The sequence below is a fragment of the Paenibacillus peoriae KCTC 3763 genome (genome assembly GCF_000236805.1).
GTDB lineage: Bacteria > Bacillota > Bacilli > Paenibacillales > Paenibacillaceae > Paenibacillus > Paenibacillus peoriae.
In genome coordinates this window covers 186834-205345 of sequence record NZ_AGFX01000011.1, presented here as the reverse complement: position 1 = coordinate 205345, position 18512 = coordinate 186834, and the positions used below count along the sequence as shown (strand labels likewise).

The 18512-nt window shown below is 47.2% G+C and carries 15 protein-coding genes; 3 read left to right on the top strand and 12 right to left on the bottom strand.

What is annotated here, in order from left to right:
• Positions 1–100: 100 nt before the first annotated feature.
• From KQI_RS0103350 to spoVAC, 6 genes are all read right to left on the bottom strand, one after another.
• Positions 101–2347 carry a DUF4129 domain-containing transglutaminase family protein gene (locus tag KQI_RS0103350; protein ID WP_010345301.1) on the bottom strand — a complete coding sequence of 749 codons (2247 nt, stop codon included), beginning with the start codon at positions 2345–2347 and terminating at the stop codon, positions 101–103.
• Positions 2344–3591, bottom strand: a complete 1248-nt coding sequence (locus KQI_RS0103345) for a DUF58 domain-containing protein (RefSeq protein WP_010345300.1) — start codon at positions 3589–3591, stop codon at positions 2344–2346. Before KQI_RS0103345 ends, KQI_RS0103350 begins: the two co-directional genes overlap by 4 nt.
• A gap of 3 nt (positions 3592–3594) precedes the next feature.
• The gene (locus tag KQI_RS0103340; RefSeq protein ID WP_010345299.1) at positions 3595–4554 is read right to left on the bottom strand and encodes an AAA family ATPase; all 960 of its coding nucleotides are present in this window, start codon (positions 4552–4554) and stop codon (positions 3595–3597) included.
• Between the two features lie 208 nt (positions 4555–4762).
• Positions 4763–5119 (bottom strand): stage V sporulation protein AE, encoded by a 357-nt coding sequence (gene spoVAE / locus KQI_RS0103335; RefSeq protein WP_007431310.1) that lies wholly within the window; start codon positions 5117–5119, stop codon positions 4763–4765.
• The gene (spoVAD, locus tag KQI_RS0103330) at positions 5116–6138 is read right to left on the bottom strand and encodes a stage V sporulation protein AD (RefSeq protein WP_010345298.1); all 1023 of its coding nucleotides are present in this window, start codon (positions 6136–6138) and stop codon (positions 5116–5118) included. Before spoVAD ends, spoVAE begins: the two co-directional genes overlap by 4 nt.
• Positions 6138–6641 carry a stage V sporulation protein AC gene (gene spoVAC, locus KQI_RS0103325; protein ID WP_010345297.1) on the bottom strand — a complete coding sequence of 168 codons (504 nt, stop codon included), beginning with the start codon at positions 6639–6641 and terminating at the stop codon, positions 6138–6140. Before spoVAC ends, spoVAD begins: the two co-directional genes overlap by 1 nt.
• A 183-nt stretch (positions 6642–6824) precedes the next feature.
• On the opposite strand from spoVAC, the gene KQI_RS0103320 reads away from it, so the two are divergent.
• Entirely contained in the window at positions 6825–7904 is a 1080-nt protein-coding gene (locus KQI_RS0103320; RefSeq protein ID WP_010345296.1) for a M42 family metallopeptidase, read from the top strand.
• Between the two features lie 125 nt (positions 7905–8029).
• On the opposite strand, the gene KQI_RS0103315 is transcribed toward KQI_RS0103320, so the two are convergent.
• Complete coding sequence (locus KQI_RS0103315; protein WP_010345295.1) at positions 8030–8746, bottom strand: metal-dependent hydrolase; 717 nt, start codon at positions 8744–8746, stop codon at positions 8030–8032.
• A 175-nt stretch (positions 8747–8921) separates the two neighbouring features.
• Positions 8922–10073, bottom strand: a complete 1152-nt coding sequence (locus tag KQI_RS0103310) for an iron-containing alcohol dehydrogenase (RefSeq protein ID WP_010345294.1) — start codon at positions 10071–10073, stop codon at positions 8922–8924.
• Positions 10074–10357: 284 nt separating this feature from the next.
• Between KQI_RS0103310 and exlX the strand changes: the two genes are divergently transcribed.
• Both exlX and KQI_RS0103300 read left to right on the top strand, forming a co-directional pair.
• Positions 10358–11071 (top strand): expansin ExlX, encoded by a 714-nt coding sequence (exlX, locus tag KQI_RS0103305; RefSeq protein ID WP_010345293.1) that lies wholly within the window; start codon positions 10358–10360, stop codon positions 11069–11071.
• Positions 11072–11297: 226 nt separating this feature from the next.
• On the top strand, positions 11298–13559 hold the full coding sequence (locus KQI_RS0103300; protein WP_010345291.1) for an AraC family transcriptional regulator: 2262 nt from the start codon (positions 11298–11300) through the stop codon (positions 13557–13559).
• A gap of 332 nt (positions 13560–13891) precedes the next feature.
• On the opposite strand, the gene KQI_RS0103290 is transcribed toward KQI_RS0103300, so the two are convergent.
• The 4 genes from KQI_RS0103290 to KQI_RS0103275 form a co-directional block, all read right to left on the bottom strand.
• A complete protein-coding gene (locus KQI_RS0103290; protein ID WP_010345290.1) occupies positions 13892–15433 on the bottom strand; it encodes an extracellular solute-binding protein in 1542 nt (513 codons plus the stop codon).
• A gap of 111 nt (positions 15434–15544) precedes the next feature.
• Positions 15545–16438 (bottom strand): carbohydrate ABC transporter permease, encoded by an 894-nt coding sequence (locus tag KQI_RS0103285; protein WP_010345289.1) that lies wholly within the window; start codon positions 16436–16438, stop codon positions 15545–15547.
• 18 nt (positions 16439–16456) lie between these two features.
• Entirely contained in the window at positions 16457–17452 is a 996-nt protein-coding gene (locus KQI_RS0103280) for an ABC transporter permease (RefSeq protein ID WP_010345288.1), read from the bottom strand.
• Between the two features lie 203 nt (positions 17453–17655).
• On the bottom strand, positions 17656–18432 hold the full coding sequence (locus tag KQI_RS0103275) for an NAD-dependent epimerase/dehydratase family protein (protein ID WP_010345286.1): 777 nt from the start codon (positions 18430–18432) through the stop codon (positions 17656–17658).
• Between the last annotated feature and the right edge of the window lie 80 nt (positions 18433–18512).

Here is an 18512-nt window from a genome sequence, read left to right as displayed (position 1 = left end):
TGGCTTAGTAAAAAGCTATCCGCAACAAACGGACAGCTTTTTTACCCGGCCTATAGATAAAGATTATAAAATCGACGGCATTTGCGCCTGGAGAAAATGACTATACTTTATCCTTCTGATCTGGCGCAGCTTTTCGTCCAGCCCATCGTCTTGTCCGTCCTTCCTTATGCAACAGGGAAACTTGCTTTCGAACCTGGCGCCAATCCTCCAAGGTTACTGAAGATGGACTATAACGCGACTGTTCAAACCGTTCGAGCAGCTGCTGTAAAATGGCAGCACGCTCCGGTGCTTCTGCCGACCATCTCGCGACCGATTCTCTCAGCGTTTCATGACTGGCACGCCCAAATCCCTTTCTTCGCATGTACCCCAACCAGTGCTCTGTTTCGACAATTACCTTTTCATCTGGGGTGAGCGGCTTCCCTCTGCGCAAGCGAAGCAGGTAAAAGTGGATATCTGCGCGATTACGCCAAATAATATATGCAGCCCACAGCACAAGGATTGCAGCCGCCACAGCTATAAAGGCCGGATGAATCTTTAATCCTTCCTCTGGATTAACCTGAGGAGTCTGTCCAGGCTGTTCCGGTTCAGGCTGATCTTTGACCTCGGGAGCATCAGGCGTCTTTGTTTCCTCCTGTTCGGTAAGCAACGGCATATCAAAGCCCGGCGTAGCTTCTACAGGAACCCAGCCATATTCACCCAAATATACTTCCGCCCAGGAATGGGCATCCGCATTTGTTACAGAGTAAGAGGACATATTTTCACCAGCATCGTCCGTTGTTGCTTCATCCGAAAATGTCTGCTGACCAGGCGCATATCCTTTGACCCAACGGGCTGGAACCCCAATCGAACGGGCCATCATGACTAACGAAGTCGAGTAATAATCGCAATAGCCCTCTCGGATTTCAAACAGAAAAGCATCTACAAAATCCTTGCTTCTTTTTCGTGAGAGGTCCGGATTATTGGTATATGCATAATTTTGCTGTAAATACTTCTGTAGCAGTCCGACCTTTTCATACGGCGTTTTGGCTGTTGACGTAATGTTTTTAGCCAAATCGCGCACTCGCTGCGGCAACTCATCTGGAATTTGCAAGTAAGCTTCCTGTTTGTTTGCCCCATATAGATCACTAAAGGTTTTTGTGCGCAGCGCTTTCTCGGGAATTACAGGCACATATGATACCAGGGTATACGTTTTGGGATAAGCAGTTCTGTGGGAGCCTGCGTTCCAAAGCAGTTCTGACTGTTCCGGATTCCAACGTAACCCATTGGCCCGAAAATCTCTGTCCACAGATTGAACACGATGTATCGAATAGGCGCCAAACAGAACCGGATAGCTCTGATCATTTTGCATCGTAATCGTTTGAACGACCTGCTCGGTCGAATGCCGCGTTTCCTGTGTATTTTCCAGCTCTGCGGTCATGGACACATCATTTAGTGTTTGATCATCGTTGCCAGCATCACTCCAGCCTGTACCCGAATAGATCCGTTTCGACTCCCCCCGCCAATAGCTTCGCTGATTGGTCGTAATGGTCATCACGGGAGAATAATCAAAATTAAAACCTCCACCCAAACGATTATCCTGGCGGCTATAGCCCGACGCGGTGCTCATCCGCTGATTCATCGCCCCAGGTCCATTGTTGATCCCGACAGTAGTAGAGCTATTTCGCTGAGTCCACGCCGTATAGGGGTCTGTCAAAGCGGGCTGTATCTCAGGCATATTCACGCCAACCATAATAATCAGCGCGAAAATGACCGCAATATTGGCTGCGATTTTATACGGATAGCGGCGAATATGTTTCCAGCCTTGTGGATAGCGCTGGCGAAAATACTGCAAATGCTGCGTTACCAGCCAGCCCATACCGGCAAAAACGATCCAAGCTACTTCCTCCCAAAGCACTGTTGGCGTGAATGAATCAAGCACCGCCAGCGCAGCAATATTGATGCCTACAAATACGATAATCCGCTGCTTGGTCGTAACAATAAGCGGCACCATTTCAATGATCAGCCAAGCGATCAAAGAAAACCAAATATAAGGGGACATATTCGATATGAATTGATCCAGGCGGTTGGCTGCACCCCCGAAAGGGATTATGATTGAGTAGGTCACGAGTGTCCGATACAAGATAAAAAAGAGCGTCGCCGCCTTAATGATAAATTCAATCCATGGTCGGAATGGCAATAAAATTTTCACCAGAGCCAGCATCGTAATGGTCATTAATACAAGTGTTCTTGTCTCCTCCATCCACAATTCGGAAGCAAAGGACACCCATTGCATGGCAATAATAATAATCCATAAAAAGGTAAAGGCCAGCGCCCACGAACCCTTCAACGATTGTAACCAGCTCTTCATAGTGTCCCTCCTCCCATCACAGCCGGGAGTTCTTCAAGGCTCGGAATATGGTAGCCTTGTATTCCCCTTGTACGAAGCATGCTTAACCATTCTTCAGCTTTTACCTCAGCGGAGCCTTCTCCAATTTGGACGTGGCACGGAGTCATCCCCCGGATATCAGCCCAGCGAAGAAGTTCCAGCGCCCGCTGATCCTTCAACGGACTGACCAGCACAAAATAGCAGCCTTGTGGAAATTGACGTACACTGTTCTCCACAGCAGCCATCAAGCTGCCTTGTGAAGTCAGGTGTATGTCTACCAAGTGATGCATCATCCGTTGTCGTTCCATCATCTGCTCACTGGGTTGAAAAACAGTGCCTTTCTCTCCGGCCGTGCACAGGCCGACCCCCATTCGCTCCCGTCCGCCATATTCCAGCAATGAAGCGGTAGAGGACACAGCCAGTTCAAACTGGTCAGCGTTTATATAATGCTTCGTTTGCAGGTCCAGTACAAGCATGGTTTTGGGGACTGTTTCATGCTCAAATTCCTTGGATTTCCAGCTACCTGTACGAGCAGTCGCATTCCAGTGGATACGTGAAAACCGGTCTCCATATACATAGTCTCGCACACCGTTAATTTGCGTCGTTTCACGCCGTGTTCGAGTTTGAACCGTTTGCGGCCCGGACATCCTTGAGCGACGATCATTCACCTGCCAATACGGGATGAATACCGTTCGGGGCAGTACCCGAAATTCACCTCGTGCGTTCAATCTGCCTTTGTGCTCTAACAGGCCGAAGATGTCCTCACTGACACATTCGGTTTCCTCAAAATAGTAGCTCCCCCGCTCTAAAGCAGGAGTCTGGAATGTAAGCTGCCCGCTCCCCTTCAGACTGGGAATGACGCTGTCCTCAAACGACCAGGACTCGCCTGTATGTCGCTTGAGCACCTCGCGGACAATGATATACGGCAACGGAAGAAAGCCGGGGATACGCAGATTCAGCTTTACATGCACCTGATCTCCCGCATGCAGCAGCTCGCCAAACTCCGAGCCATGCGACAGCTGCCGTGAGCCTTGAACACGGCGAACCCCGCTCAGACCAACAATCCATAAATAAACACCCATCAGCGTAACCATACACAACAGCATCACTGACGTTTTTCCGCCCTGAAACAACAAATACAGCAGGCAGACCACCCATATGACCATCAGAAGCCAGATGCGGCCGGACAGACGGGGAACCCTGCGTTTTCTTTTGACCATATTCATTCCCTAAGAACGCTCCATCCGTACAGGTACATGAACCTGCCGGAGAATAGCCTGAAGTACGGACTGGGCGTTCGAGCTATCCAGACGCGCCTCGGGACGAAGCAACAAACGGTGCGTCAGCACATATGGTGCCAGTGCCTTCACATCATCAGGCAGCACATAATCACGGTTGTCCAAAAAAGCGTACGCCTTGGCGGCCATTACAAAAGCAAGCGCTGCCCGCGGGCTGGCTCCCAGCAGCATCGATGGATGTTCTCTCGTCGCACGTACAATATCAAGTAAATAGGACGTCACTGCCTCGTCCATATAGATCTCCCGGATTTCCTGCTGGATCGCAGCAATCTGTTCCATATGGGCTACAGCCTCCAGACGATCTGCCGGCTGACCCACCTGATGATGAAGCAGCATATTTCGCTCTGTCTCCATATCAGGATAGCCCAGGCTGATTTTGAGCATAAAACGATCCAACTGCGCTTCCGGCAGCATATAAGTGCCTTCAAAATCAATCGGATTTTGTGTCGCACACAGCATAAAAGGATGAGGCAACATATGTGTTTCCCCATCCACGGTCACACTGCGCTCTTCCATCACTTCCAGCAGAGCCGATTGAGTTTTCGTCGTGGCGCGGTTAATTTCGTCCGCCAGCAAAATGTTTGTCATCACAGGACCTGGACGAAAATAAAAACGTTCATCCCGCGGATGAAATATGGAAACCCCCGTAATATCACTTGGGAGAATATCAGGATTACATTGGACACGGCGGTAATCACCGCGCATGGATTTGGCAAGAGCCTTGATCATTTGCGTTTTTCCCGTACCCGGAACGTCCTCGATCAGAATGTGCCCACCCGCCAGCATAGCGGTAAGCAATAATTTTATCTCAAAGGATTTTCCTAATATGCATGATTCCAGATTCGAACGGATTGCAGATACAATCTGCGCAGATTCTTGACGTACGGGCATAACTCAGTAAACCTCCTAGATAGCAACATGTTTCCTATTATTGTACATGAAGGCGGGCACAGAGTACACTTAACTCCTTTCCCATATCCTTCAAAATGCATCTTTCCTTCGCGTCATGCCGTGTGTACAGCATATCCAAAAGCCCTTCGATCATCAGACCGAAGGGCTCACGTATATACTTATTTACTTCACTTATGTCATATTTAAATTATATACTTCCCTTTGGACGAACAAACAAGCATGCCAGAAAAGAGAAAATTATCGCCGAGGAAATCCCTGCACTAGTCAGACTAAAAATCCCTGTAATGACACCAAGCCATCCGTCCTTCTCCAATTCGGTTAAGGCGCCGTGTACGAGTGAGTTGCCAAAACTGGTAATTGGAATCGTCGCACCTGCTCCTGCAAATTTGATAAGCGGATCGTAGATCCCGATGCCATCAGCAATGGCACCTGCTACCACCAACGTACTCATCGTATGTGCCGGTGTCATTTTAAGCCAATCCATCATTAGCTGGCCCACGACACAAATGGCACCGCCAACTAAAAAAGCCCATAGATATATCATACTTGTCCTCCCGCTTCGAAAGCTACAGCATGTGCAATGCAGGGAATACTTTCCCCCTGTTGTGTGGACAAAGGAGATAGCAAAGCCCCGGTTGCCACAACCAGTACATTTTTCAGTTCTCCCTTTTCAATCCGCTTTAACAGATGCCCGTAGGTTACCGCAGCCGAGCATCCGCAACCACTGCCGCCTGCAATCACTTTCTTTTGCTTATTGATATCGTAAATCAGTAAACCGCAATCATTAAATTCCGTCTGATTCATATCATATCCATCTTTTTTTAGCAGCTCCTTGGCAATCGGCAGCCCCACTGAGGCCAAATCCCCCGTTACAATGAGGTCATAGTATCCAGGGTCCCGGCCTGTATCCCGAAAATGAGACAACAGGGTATCCGCCGCTGCCGGAGCCATAGCTCCGCCCATGTTAAAAGGGTCTTTGATGCCCATATCCATAACGCGTCCAATAGTAGCACAATCCACCACTGTGCCTGTCTTGGCATGTCCCACCACTACGGCACCTGAGCCTGTAACGGTATACTGAGCTGAGGGCGGCTTCTGTGACCCATATTCTGTAGGATAGCGGAACTGCTTCTCCGCCGTGCAGTTATGACTGGTCGTACCCGCCAACACGTAGTCGCCCGCCTCAGAATCCACAATAAGCGCGGCCAAAGCCAAGCTTTCCATTGAGGTTGAGCAGGCTCCAAAAACACCAAGATAAGGAATGGCCAGCTTGCTGGCCGAAAAGGAACTGCTGATAATCTGATTCATCAGATCACCACTGATAAAAAACTGCACTTCCTCTTTGTTTAAATTGGCATTTATTAGCGCCAGCTCAGTAGAATGCTCAATTAATCTGCGTTCCGCTTTTTCCCATGTTTTCTCGTTAATTTCGATATTGTCATAAATATAATCAAAATCTGTGGATAACGGTCCCTCACCTTCATCCGGGCCTACAACGGTTGCACTCCCAATGATGCGCGGTCTCGACTCAAACTTCCAGGTTTGCCCTCCCTGTCTTTTCATTAGTGATGCCCCCCCAAACCGAGGATGGCATATATAACACCCACGACAAATGCGGCCACAACCCCGAATACGACAACCGAGCCTGCAAGCTTAAACATATTTGCGCCCACTCCGAGTACCAGTCCCTCGGAACGATATTCCAATGCCGCTGAACACATCGAGTTGGCAAAGCCTGTAATGGGTACAGCGGTTCCCGCTCCCGCCCATTGGGCAATCTTATCGTAAACCCCGATGCAGGTTAATATGACCGCCAGCAAGATCATCATAGATGAAGTCGGTGCAGCAGCATCTTTGGCAGAAAGGTGCATTCCTGCCATAAAAGCCTCCTGAATCGCCTGCCCAATCACACAGATGACGCCCCCAACCAGAAAAGCGCGCACACAATTGGCAAATAAATTTCTGGAAGGTTCATGCTTTTGGGAAACACTCTGGTAGTCCTTCTCATTTATGGACAACGGGGACGTATTGGTACGAAAACCGCGTTGCCCTGATTTAGCTGGCATCATTCACCACCCCTTTGACGTAAATTCCGCACTTGGCGGTTTCGGATTGTTGAGTCCTTATCATTATTAGCTTTATGGGGAATTGTTATGTCAGGAAAATGATCTCGTGGACATTCCGTACAAATGCATTCATACTGAATACATGCGACCACTGGTTAATTAATAAGAAGTGAGGTATGCAACATGGAATTAAAAACATTGGAATTGTTTAAAACCTTAACGGAGTTTCCTTCCATTCCAGGTCATGAGCGAGAGCTGCGGGCATGGGTGAAAGAGCGGATATCCGGTTATACGGACGAAATCGTGCAAGATCGGTTGGGCAGTCTTTTTGGTGTTCTGCGCGGTGAAGAGAGTGGACCCCGTGTGATGGTCGCAGGCCATCTGGATGAGGTCGGATTTATCGTGAACGGGATTACGGAAAATGGAATGATTCGTTTTCAGCCGGTTGGAGGCTGGTGGAGTCAGGCCATCATGTCACAACGTCTTCAGGTGCTGACTCCTAATGGACCAGTCATCGGTGTAGTCGGCTCTGTCTCGCCCCATTTGCTGGATGAATCTCAACGCAGCAAGCCTATGGACATCAAGCATATGTATCTGGATATCGGCGTAGACAGCCGTCAGGAAGCGCAAAATCTAGGGATCGTACCTGGAACGGCCATTGCACCGATCTGTGAATTCACGCCACTCGCGAATCCCAAAAAAATCATGGCTAAAGCATGGGATAACCGCTATGGTGTGGGCTTGGCGATTGAACTGCTGGAGGCATTGCATAAGGAAAAGAACAAACTTCCTAATACGTTGTATGCTGGGGCTACGGTTCAGGAAGAAGTGGGACTGCGCGGTGCACGCACAGCGGCCCATCTGATTCAGCCGGACATTTTCTTTGCACTGGATTGCAGTGCTGCCAACGATATGGGCGGAGATCCGAATACATACGGGCAGCTTGGCAAAGGCGCCCTGCTGCGGGTATTTGATCCAGGTATGATTACACATCGCGGGATCGTAGAATATGTACAGGACATGGCGGAAACACACAAAATCAAATATCAATATTTTATTTCTACAGGAGGAACAGATGCAGGTCAAGTGCACTTGAGCGGAATTGGCGTACCCTCCACCGTCATTGGCATTTGCGGACGATACATCCATACTTCCTCTTCTATTATTCACACCGATGATTACGATGCAGCCAAAGAGCTGATCGTCAAGCTGGTACAAAATCTGGATCGTACCACGCTGAATACCATTATTGAACGCGCATAAGGGGTTCAATCTGTAGACAGCTCAAACTTTTACAAAATAAAGCTAAGCACCTTATATCCTTAAAAACAGCCAGAACACTTTTTATGTGTTTTGACTGTTTTTTGGTTTAGAGGGATCGAACCCCCTCAAATCAGCTGCTTATAGCGAAGCAAAGCAATAATAACGAGCACGGTCGTTAAAGCAATGCAGACGCTCTCTACCTTTGCCCCCTTGCGGGTTCCGGTGCTCATCAGCTTAAACCGTAGCTTCCATTTGAACGGCGGCAAAGGTTTAATACCGTTATTCGTCAAGGAATCAGCCAGCAAATGCAGCAAGTACGCCATACCTCCGGCCAGCCATATGCTATCCCCATGCAAACGGGTCGTACCGTACAGCAGCGCAGTCCATGCCGCTGTTCCATACACCGTGTGTGTTAAGCCCCGGTGCGGGACAAGTGTACAAATAATCAGCAGACACCCGGCAATGTAATTCCACGGCGTATATGCTTCCCCGTACCAGGCTAAGCCGATACCAATTAAAAAGATAATGACCTTGCGCATGGATCGTGAAGGCATAAAAGAAGCGCTAATCATCAGCAAAGCCAGCACAAGATTCCACGGCGGCGGGGCCATACGGGTGAAAAATACCCAGCCGGCAGCCCCAATCATCAGAAGCTGCACGAGTCTAAGCATTTTCGTAGGCAATGCACGACTCACAAGCATCGAATTAGGTTCGTCAATATCCGGCAACAGTGAACCGACCACAGCAGCAGCCACGGCAGCTGGAGTCACTTCGTGTCCACTCAAAGCTAATACCGACAGGGAGACCCCGGTTCCAATAATCAAATGGGCTCTTCCCATCATGGTGCATAACATCCTTTCGTTGCAGCATACAACAGAGTTCAACACTCTATTTAAATCAGCATGATTCGATTGTATACGACAAACAAAAGGAGAACAATAGTTCGCTTATTCTATTTAAAGGACATCGGTCAAAAGTCCCAGTCCAAATATTCGTGTTCGAGTACAAACATACGTTTTAAAGTATTTTTTGAAACAGAGCAATAACTTCTTCTTTGGTCGGTTGAAATGGATTACCAGGTGCACATGCATCTTTCATCGCATGGTCTGCTAACAGATTGAGATCCGGATCGGTTACTCCCAGCTCAGACAAACGTTTCGGGATTCCGACCTCCTGGGACAAACCACGGATGGCATCCACAACAAACTCAGCGCATTCCTCGTCAGTTCGCCCTTTGATAGAAAATCCGATCGCCTTGGCGATGGGTCTGAATTTACGTGGAACATGCTGTGCATTGGCCTCCTGGACATAGGGCAGCAGCATCGCATTACACACGCCATGCGGAAGATCGTACACACCACCAAGCTGGTGGGCCATCGCATGTACATATCCCAAGCCCGCATTATTAAAGGCCAGCCCTCCCAAAAAAACAGCGTATACAAGCTTTTCGCGGGCTTCGATATTTTGACCGTTCTCCACAGCTTCAGGCAAATAATGGAATATGAGTTCGACAGCAGCTAACGCTGTGGCATCCGTAACCGAATAGGCTCCAGGAGTAACCAATGCCTCAATCGCATGTGTAAGCGCATCCATACCTGTTGCTGCAGTTAATTCAGCCGGTTTTCCCACCATTAATTCAGGATCATTGACAGAGATGGAAGCCAAACTGTTTTTATCAACCATAACCATTTTGATCTTTCGCTTCTCATCGGTAATGACATAGTTAATCGTGACCTCGCTGGAAGTCCCTGCGGTTGTATTCACCGCTACAATCGGAACGGATGGCTGCTTGGATTTGTGAACGCCTTCATATTCTGAAATATGTCCTCCGTTTGTAACAATGATGCCAATAGCTTTGGCCACATCCTGAGGCGATCCGCCTCCCACCGAGACGAGAACATCACATTGATGATCCTGAAATACCTTAACACCTTTGTGAACATTGTCACAGGTAGGGTTAGGCTGGACTCCGTCATACACCATATATGGAATTCTGTGCTGCTCCAGCACAGCGATTACCCGATCTGCAATCCCGTTTCGGCGCAGCCATTTATCTGTCACGATAAGCGCTTTCAAAAATCCTCTCTCTTGCAATAACGGTCCCAGATCCCCAAGACAGCCTCTTCCCATTAAGTTTACTGGCGGTACATAAAAGACATTTGCTCCCATACTCAAAGACCTCCTCTTTATGCTTATCGTTCTCCAGTTATCTCTGCCTTCTATTATCAAGCTACATCTTTCTGAGTCTACCACCTGTTTTATGATCAGTCTGCGAAAAAAAGCACAGCTTAGCCACTTCTCAAAAAACACGCCATATGGCCTATGCCCATCTTAACAAATATTTTTTATATATTTTTTTACCTTAAAGGCCTATTGCGTAATTTGAAATATTAGGTAATATAGTGTTTATATTTACTATATAAATCTATTAATTGAACAAGGAGGAAATGATTATGCAAAAAAAATCTGCGTTCCGCAAGTTTAAAACTGTCGGTGTGGCATCATTGCTCAGTCTTGTTTTGTTTGCTCTTCCCGCTTCAGCTGCCTGGAATGATACATATTCGGGATATGCTACCTATACAGGATCAGGTTACTCGGGAGGGGCATTATTGCTTGACCCCATTCCTTCGGATGCCAAAATTACAGCTCTTAACCCCACCCAGTTGAATTATAACGGAATCAAGGCTGCATTAGCCGGCGCCTATTTGGAAGTTCAAGGCCCCAAGGGGAAAACGACCGTATATGTAACGGATCTTTATCCTGAAGGTCCAAGCGGCGCGCTTGATCTGTCTCCAAACTCGTTCAGCCAGATCGGCAATATGGTTGATGGAAAAATCAATATTTCGTGGAAGGTTGTCAAGGCTCCGGTTACCGGCAATGTCTCCTACCGCATTAAAGAAGGCAGCAGCAGATGGTGGGCAGCCATTCAAGTACGCAATCATAAATACCCGGTCTTGAAAATGGAGGTCCAACAGAATGGACAATGGCTCAATCTTGAAAAACAGGACTATAACCACTTTTTGGGCAATAATTTAGGCAACCAGCCTCTCAAAATCCGGATTACGGACATTCGGGGTGTCGTACTGAACGATACCATTCCAGCTCTAGCGGAAAACGGCTCAGGCGGAGCCTATATCGTTAAAGGCAACGTGCAATTCCCTAACTGATTCCACCACCGTCAGCTTTCCTACTTCCGTCTGAACTGACAATCTGGCCGGGAACCGACGCAGGTCCAATCTGCGTAAGGTGTTCCCGGTCTTTTTACGAAAAAGTTACGATTTTTCACAAAAAATCGGTTTGTTCACTGTCCTGTTCACAGCAACACACGTATAATGAATACATAAATAGGGTGTACTGTACAGCTATGTGCACACAGACAGGAGGCCTCTCCACATGAGCAATTTCAAAAAGCATCACAAGCTTCACAGCAAATTGCTGATCAGCATCACATTATGTATCACGCTAACGTTGCTGGTATCTACCACTGTGTATTATTTCTACTATATTCGGGTAGAAAAGGAGCAGGCGTTCGAGGCCAATCATGGCAGCTTGACATTGAGAAGCAAAGAGGTCATTAACATGACATCTATCGCTCAATCGCTGGCGTTTCAAATGTATCGCAGCAGTACCCTGTCCAAGTTGCTGTATTATCCCAAGCCCAATGTATATGATGTAACCGCTGCCATGACTGAATTAAATAATTATCTCAATTCGATGCCGTATATTGAATCCATCTATGTGTATAATCCCAAAAGCAGAACCTTCTACATTGCGTCCTCACGAGGCCAAAATGGGTTATTCAGCAAAAATGAGCTGGTGGACACAGATATCATTCGGGTACTGGATCATTACCAGGACTATAAACCATTCACACCTATCCCACGCATGTATCCACTGCTGTCTGCCTCAGACTCCGTGGCTGGAGCAGAGCAAGCAAGCACACATATCGCAGCTTATACGTATTTATGCTATGACGCAATCAGCTCGAATGAAGCCATGAATTCGGCCGTGATTGTGAATGTGTCTGCGTCCTGGATGAACAAGGAAATGGCGGAAAGCCCGCCATCAGGTGGAACTGCTTATATTTTGGATGATCAAAGCAGACTGTTGTCCGGCACAACCCTGACAGAAGAAGCTTTGAACGAAAAAGAGCAGCTTTGGTTGCACACACGAGTCAAAAAACAGGAAACAGGCTATTTTGTAGAAGACTTTCATGGTAAAAGATCACTTATTTCCTACACCTCTCCGGATGGTCTAGGCTGGCAGTATATTAGTGTCACTCTGTATGAAAGCGTTATCAAAATGGCGAGTGTCATTCGTAATGCCATGCTCCTGATAGCCGCCATCATTGCACTCGCAGGCTTTGTGGCTTCGTGGCTGCTGTCCAAAATGCTGTATACACCGATCGGCCAGATTGTTAACCATATGAATTCGTTGGAATCGGAGAAACGCAACAGCATGTACACGATTCGGCAAAATATTTTGCGGAATATTATTCGGGGTATCCAATTGCTCCCTGGCGGAGAAGAGCCAGAACGGCTGCGTGAGCTAGGAATTACATTCCAGTTCGACAAAGATTACCGTCTTGTACTATTTCGAATCGATGAGTATACCCGATGGCAAAACGAACGCGGCCCTGATCTTCTCCCCTATAAATTTGCCATTATGAATATTGCTTCTGAAATATGCGGGCAGACGTACCGGGTGGAAACCGTTGATATGGACGAGGACAGCATCCTGCTGATGCTCAATATTCTTGATCCCGCGGAGTATACAGACCCGGTACTGCTGGAGACCTTATTGCGCCAAATACGCGAAGCCTGCTTTGAATATTTGAAGCTGAGTGTATCGCTCACCTATAGCGCCATCACGAGTCAGCCGGATCGGTTGCATTTGCTGTACCGTCAGGTGCAGGAAGCATCTATGCACCGATTCTTTCACGGCCATGGCTGCATCATTAACGCACAAAACACAACTGACGAAGATGTACAGAATACTTACGTATACCCGATGGATAAGGAAAAGAAAATGCTCGATACGTTGCTATCCGGTCATATCGAGGATGCTCACAGCATGTTTAAAGATTTGCTGATGCAGATGGAGGAATATCCGTTTTCCACTGTTAAGGTAGCGATAGCCCGGCTCATCATGAGTGTCAATAATGCCGTTCGGCATATGATCGAGCGCAATGGATTTGCAGTGGAATCCAAGCCTGAATTACCATCCCCGGATCGATTAGAGACCGCAGTGGATCTTATTGAGCATTACCAATTGGTCTTTGATCATGTTCGCTCTAGTCTGGCGGATAAACGAAATACAAAGCAGGAACGACTGGTACGACAAATTAATGAACGAATTGAGCAAGCATATGCTGATCCCGACTTTTGTCTCAATCAGATTGCGGAAGAGCTGGATATGTCGCCGATCTATGTAAGCAGGCTATATAAGCAACAAACGATGTCCACCATCGTAGACGTCATTCAACAGCTGCGCATTCGCAAAGCCTGTGAGCTGCTGGAGCAGACCGACTGGTCAGTGGCTGACGTGGCAGAACAAACCGGATTTGCGAGCAGCTCTTATTTTCACCGCATGTTCAAGCGCAGTTTGGGCGTAACGCCGACAGATTTCCGTCGTTCTAAAGCGAATGCGCAATAAGTGAGGCGTAATTAGTTAGATGCTGCTATGTACAGCCGCTCCAAGAACGGAACGTTGCTCCCATCGCTGTTGTCTCCGGATTTTTGGATTTTCCCTTAGCGGTATAAATCCGGAGACAAAGGCGACCGCTGACGCTTGTACGCAATCGTTCCGCCCTCTCCGCTACTTTCAGCGGTTTCCCCTGCAAACTTCAAACTTCTCAAAGAAAACACCGCCTACGTCAATCCCTCCAAAAATAAGCGAATATTAGAAAAGCAAGCCTCCAACTTTCTGGAGGCTTGCTTTTCTTCATTATAACATAACAGCTTCTGAAATCTCGCTTAGCTTGCAAACTATTTAATGCCCTTCTCCTTTACGTAGGCTTCCCATTGCTTGGTGTATTCCGTCTGGATTTTCTCCAGGCCAGCTTGGTTTGCCTTTTGCATGAAGGTCTGCAAACCTTGGTCTACATTGTCAATCAATCCAGCTTGGAGCGGATACAGATATTGCTTCTCAACCTGCTCCAAAGCCGCTTTTTCAGCTTGATAGGTTGTATAATCCTCTGCAAAGCCGGTAAACAGATCAGGCTTCTGGATTTTATCCAGGTCGGCAAAAATCTTCTTCACACGGTCAAAACCTGAATCAAACAGCATGTACTCCGGATTACGCCAAGCCCAGCTGTTCATGCCTTCCCGTGAAAAACCATTCGTGCTGCCATTACCCATCATTTGATAGTAACCATCTTTGACTTCATAGTTCTTGCCTTCAATACCATATTGTGTGAGCAGGTTATAGCGTTTGTCCGTCACAAGCTTTTCATAAAAGGCCAATGCGCGCGCCGGATTAGGACTGCTTTTCGGAATCGCAAAGCCGTTATGAATCGGATGCACCGGAGTTGCAAACCCCGTCGTCAGCGGGAACGGATAATAATCGAGCTTCCAGTCCGGATGAGACGCTTTGAGCTTTATGACCATATCATTAAACCGGGTAGGATTATCACCGAAAATACTCGCAGCTTTACCGGAAGTCACTTGATCCTGAAGCGTATCCTTTACGTTCAGTACATTTTTAGGAATGAATCCTTTTTCAGCCCAGCGTTTGTAGGTATTCAGCTCTTCTTTCTGCTCATCTGATCCCCAATACTTGTAAACCTCTGTTGGTTTATCATATTTGATACCGATGCCATAAGGCAGAGCTCCCACACTTTTGGTTACCAATTCGGAATAGCGGTCATGCAGGTTCCCTTTAATATCGCTGTTCAGCGAGACCGGCTTCATATTAGGTTCATGCTGGCGGATACCATCCATATATGCCTCGTAACTCTTGATATCCGTAGGCTTAGGCAGGTTATACTTTGCGCGTAAATCCTCACGCCATACAAATCCGTTTGTTACATACTCCTTGTATGTGCCAGGCACGGTGTAAATTTTACCTCCGATTTTAACGCCATCCCACATGTCCTGGGGCACAAATTTTTGCAGGGCAGGTGCGGCCTTCGGGAGCAAATCATCAAGCGGAAGGAACGCGCCTTTCTTGGCATAGGCCTGATACTGTGTCCAGTCTGCAGTGAAGATCAGGTCAATCGGCTGACCGGAAGACAACAACAGCTTATACTTCTGGTCCCAGTCCGTCCACGTCGTATAGTTAAATTTGACGGTGGCATTCAGATCTTTTTCCGCCATTTTATTGATCTCGGCTTCAACGGCTGGCAGATCCTTTGGAGCATCACCCAGCATATAAAATTGCAGCTGTACTTTTTGGGATTTATCGTCCTCTCCGTTTGCCTTTTGCGCGCTGTTCCCGCTACCGCCTCCACATCCTGCCAATAGCGCCATGATGACCATTGCTGCAACCAGGATGGACATGCGTTGTTTTCTTTTCTTTGTAAATGTCATGTGAATCCTCCTTTTGAAATGGCTGTCCGTTTAAATAAAACGCTTACAAAAAGTGCTGCTAAGATGGCACAACGTCGACACGTCATGCCATCCCAGCCCATGAATGCTGCCTTAGCCTTTTACCGCACCAATGGTCAGGCCCTTGACAAAGTAACGCTGAATGAACGGATACAGCAGTAAAATGGGCCCGGTAACCACGATAGCCATTGCCATTTTGGTCGACTCGGTCGGCATGTCGTTGGATAGTGATACGCCCGTACCTGCCCCCATTTGGGCAATAAATTGCATGGAGTTGATTACATTATACAGATAATATTGCAATTGATATTTATGCGGATCATTAATAAAGAGTGAGGATGAGAACCAGTCATTCCAGTAAGCCAGCGCCAAAAACAGCCCTACAGTGGCAATGCCCGGCGTAGATAAAGGCAGCACAATTCGGTAGTAGATTTTAAAATCACCCGCACCGTCAATTTTAGCGGACTCGAACAGCTCTTCCGGCATGGAGGAACGAATGAAGTTCTTCATCAGAATGATCAGAAACGGAGTCATCAGCCCCGGGAAAATAAGCACCGTATACGTATCTAGCAGCCCTAAATACTTCGTCAGCATAATGTACCAGGGTACTAGCCCGCCCCCGAACAGCGTCGTAAAGTAAATATAAAATGAAAATGCGTTCCGGTATTTAAAATCTTTGCGTGCCAGCACATAGCCTGCCATCGTCATCAGGAACAGGCCGAGCGTCGTGCCCACGACAGTGGTAAAAATCGTCACTCCGTATGCCCGCAGCACCTCTTCTGGAAAGGTGAACACCGTCCGGTATCCTTCCAGCGAGAATTGCTGTGGAATAAAGTGATATCCATCCCTGATAATCGACTCGTTACTGGTCAGTGAGGCCGAAATAATAAGTAAAAACGGGAGTAAACAAGCAATAGAAGCAACAATAATGATCGTATAAGAGATTATTTTAAAAATTCGAGTGTATACATCCTCTTTGATCGCCATCCGTTTGGGTCCTCCTTTCTAGAATAAGGCGTATTCGTCATTCAGCTTGCGGATGATATAGTTCACGGTCATGATCAATACAAAGCCGAACAAGGACTGATATACACCTGCGGCCGAAGCCATCCCCACGTCAAAGGTTACTTTCAACGAACGGTACACATAAGTGTCCAAAATATCCGTCGTATTGTACAGCACCCCGTTGTTGCCGATTAATTGATAAAAAAGATCGAATTGTCCTTTCATAATACTGCCAAGCGCAAACAGCAGCAGCACGACGAACGTCGATTTGAGCATAGGGACGGTAATGTACCAGATTCGCTGAAAAATGTTGGCACCGTCCATTTTTGCCGCCTCATAATATTCGTCACTGATCCCCGTTATCGCTGCCAGGTAGATTACCATGCTGTAACCGAGATTTTTCCACAGATAGAACAGGATAATCAGAAAAATCCATACCCACGGCTTGTTGTATACATCCACACGTTCACCGCCGAATTGCAGCAGCAGCGTATTCAGAAAGCCATTATCATAATTAAATATGTTATACACAATAACGCTCAGAATAACGAAAGAAACAAAATAAGGCAGGAACATCACGGATTGAGCGATCTTTTTAAAGTAACGCCCCCGCAGCTCATTCAGCAAAATAGCGAGAACAATCGCTAACACGTTGCCCAATAAAATAAATGCTGCGTTGTATCCGACCGTATTCAATGTCAACTTCGTCAGCGTGCCGGATTGCCATAGAAATTGAAAATTCTGAAGTCCGACAAACTTGGCATCGAACAAGCTGGTATTGAAGTCAAACTGGGTAAATGCATAATAGATGCCCACCATTGGAATGTAAGAGTTAATGAAGAAAAACACCAAGGTCGGCAGCAGCATCAGAAATAATATTCGATTGCGAATCAATTCATGGAAAAATCCTTTTTTCCTGCCGCTTGCCAGCCTCCTCTCGTTCAGATGGGAATCTGTGGCAAGCATAGCGGAATTCTTAGGTAAAGGTTGATTCAATGTGAGTCACTCCCCCTCTGTGTATGTTTACCGACAGCATGGTTTGCGGCACCGCCGTCGTATGACCTTATTCTATGTAAGCGCATTCAAAATGGAAAGTGAAGCCTTGCATGCTTCGTGAACAAAGGAGTGTCCCAGGGAGTGAACAATTCGGATATTTGTGAAGTATTGTGTAATATAGGGCGCCAGATAGGCGCCTCACTCTATTCCTTTTGTCCACCCTGAAAAGCGGTCTCGTCCTGTTTCACCCGAAATCCGGTCATCTTCGCCTGCTTCAGCAGCTCATCTGCATTATCCTGCGGCTTATATCCGATTAGCTCTTCCAGGTAGCCAATGTCATAATAATTATCTGTGTTGGCGGATGTGCCGTACAAATTAAGATAGCTCATCTCCGAACGGGCCTCAATACAGCAGACGGTCAGATGGAGCATATCGCGTTCGGAGATCCAAATATGCGTAGCACGCTCCGAATGAGGTCGATCATCTCCCGGAAGATTGCCAATCCGAATGTTAAATGAGGATATTTTACCCTGATCAGCATACAATCGGCCCAACAGCTCAATGTAGCACTTGCTCAAGCCATAAAAACTGTCCGGTCGGTAGGGGTCTTCCACATCGATGATCTCACCCACTTTATAAAATCCTGTCGCATGATTGGAGCTGGCGAAAATAATACGCTTTACCCCATTTTGTATCGCCGCTTCATACAGCTTATAGGCTCCGCTTACATTGCCAGACAGCACTTTGCCGAGGAAATCCCCTTCATCCTTGATCCATGCAAAATGCAGCACCGTGTCCACTCCGCGTGTCAGCTCATTCAGCCGTACGGCATCGTATATATCCATTTCCACAATTCCCGCCTCTTCATCCCTCTTCAAGTCAGCTGCGATGATCTCATATTTTCCTTCACGCTTCAGCCCTTCATACAATACTTTTCCAATTGTACCCGCCGCTCCCGTAATCAACAATTTGCGTGACATAGTCCGCTTCTCCCTTCTTTGTTTGGTTGTATGATGTCATCCATATCTTAATCTTAACCAACACCCCAGGGAGGAAACCC

Excerpts from the sequence above, each read along its gene's own strand:
- KQI_RS0103350 (WP_010345301.1), bottom strand. The coding sequence starts at position 2,347 with ATGAAGAGCTGGTTACAATCGTTGAAGGGTTCGTGGGCGCTGGCCTTT.
- KQI_RS0103345 (WP_010345300.1), bottom strand. The coding sequence starts at position 3,591 with ATGAATATGGTCAAAAGAAAACGCAGGGTTCCCCGTCTGTCCGGCCGC.
- KQI_RS0103340 (WP_010345299.1), bottom strand. The coding sequence starts at position 4,554 with ATGCCCGTACGTCAAGAATCTGCGCAGATTGTATCTGCAATCCGTTCG.
- spoVAE (WP_007431310.1), bottom strand. The coding sequence starts at position 5,119 with ATGATATATCTATGGGCTTTTTTAGTTGGCGGTGCCATTTGTGTCGTG.
- spoVAD (WP_010345298.1), bottom strand. The coding sequence starts at position 6,138 with ATGAAAAGACAGGGAGGGCAAACCTGGAAGTTTGAGTCGAGACCGCGC.
- spoVAC (WP_010345297.1), bottom strand. The coding sequence starts at position 6,641 with ATGCCAGCTAAATCAGGGCAACGCGGTTTTCGTACCAATACGTCCCCG.
- KQI_RS0103320 (WP_010345296.1), top strand. The coding sequence starts at position 6,825 with ATGGAATTAAAAACATTGGAATTGTTTAAAACCTTAACGGAGTTTCCT.
- KQI_RS0103315 (WP_010345295.1), bottom strand. The coding sequence starts at position 8,746 with ATGATGGGAAGAGCCCATTTGATTATTGGAACCGGGGTCTCCCTGTCG.
- KQI_RS0103310 (WP_010345294.1), bottom strand. The coding sequence starts at position 10,073 with ATGGGAGCAAATGTCTTTTATGTACCGCCAGTAAACTTAATGGGAAGA.
- exlX (WP_010345293.1), top strand. The coding sequence starts at position 10,358 with ATGCAAAAAAAATCTGCGTTCCGCAAGTTTAAAACTGTCGGTGTGGCA.
- KQI_RS0103300 (WP_010345291.1), top strand. The coding sequence starts at position 11,298 with ATGAGCAATTTCAAAAAGCATCACAAGCTTCACAGCAAATTGCTGATC.
- KQI_RS0103290 (WP_010345290.1), bottom strand. The coding sequence starts at position 15,433 with ATGACATTTACAAAGAAAAGAAAACAACGCATGTCCATCCTGGTTGCA.
- KQI_RS0103285 (WP_010345289.1), bottom strand. The coding sequence starts at position 16,438 with ATGGCGATCAAAGAGGATGTATACACTCGAATTTTTAAAATAATCTCT.
- KQI_RS0103275 (WP_010345286.1), bottom strand. The coding sequence starts at position 18,432 with ATGTCACGCAAATTGTTGATTACGGGAGCGGCGGGTACAATTGGAAAA.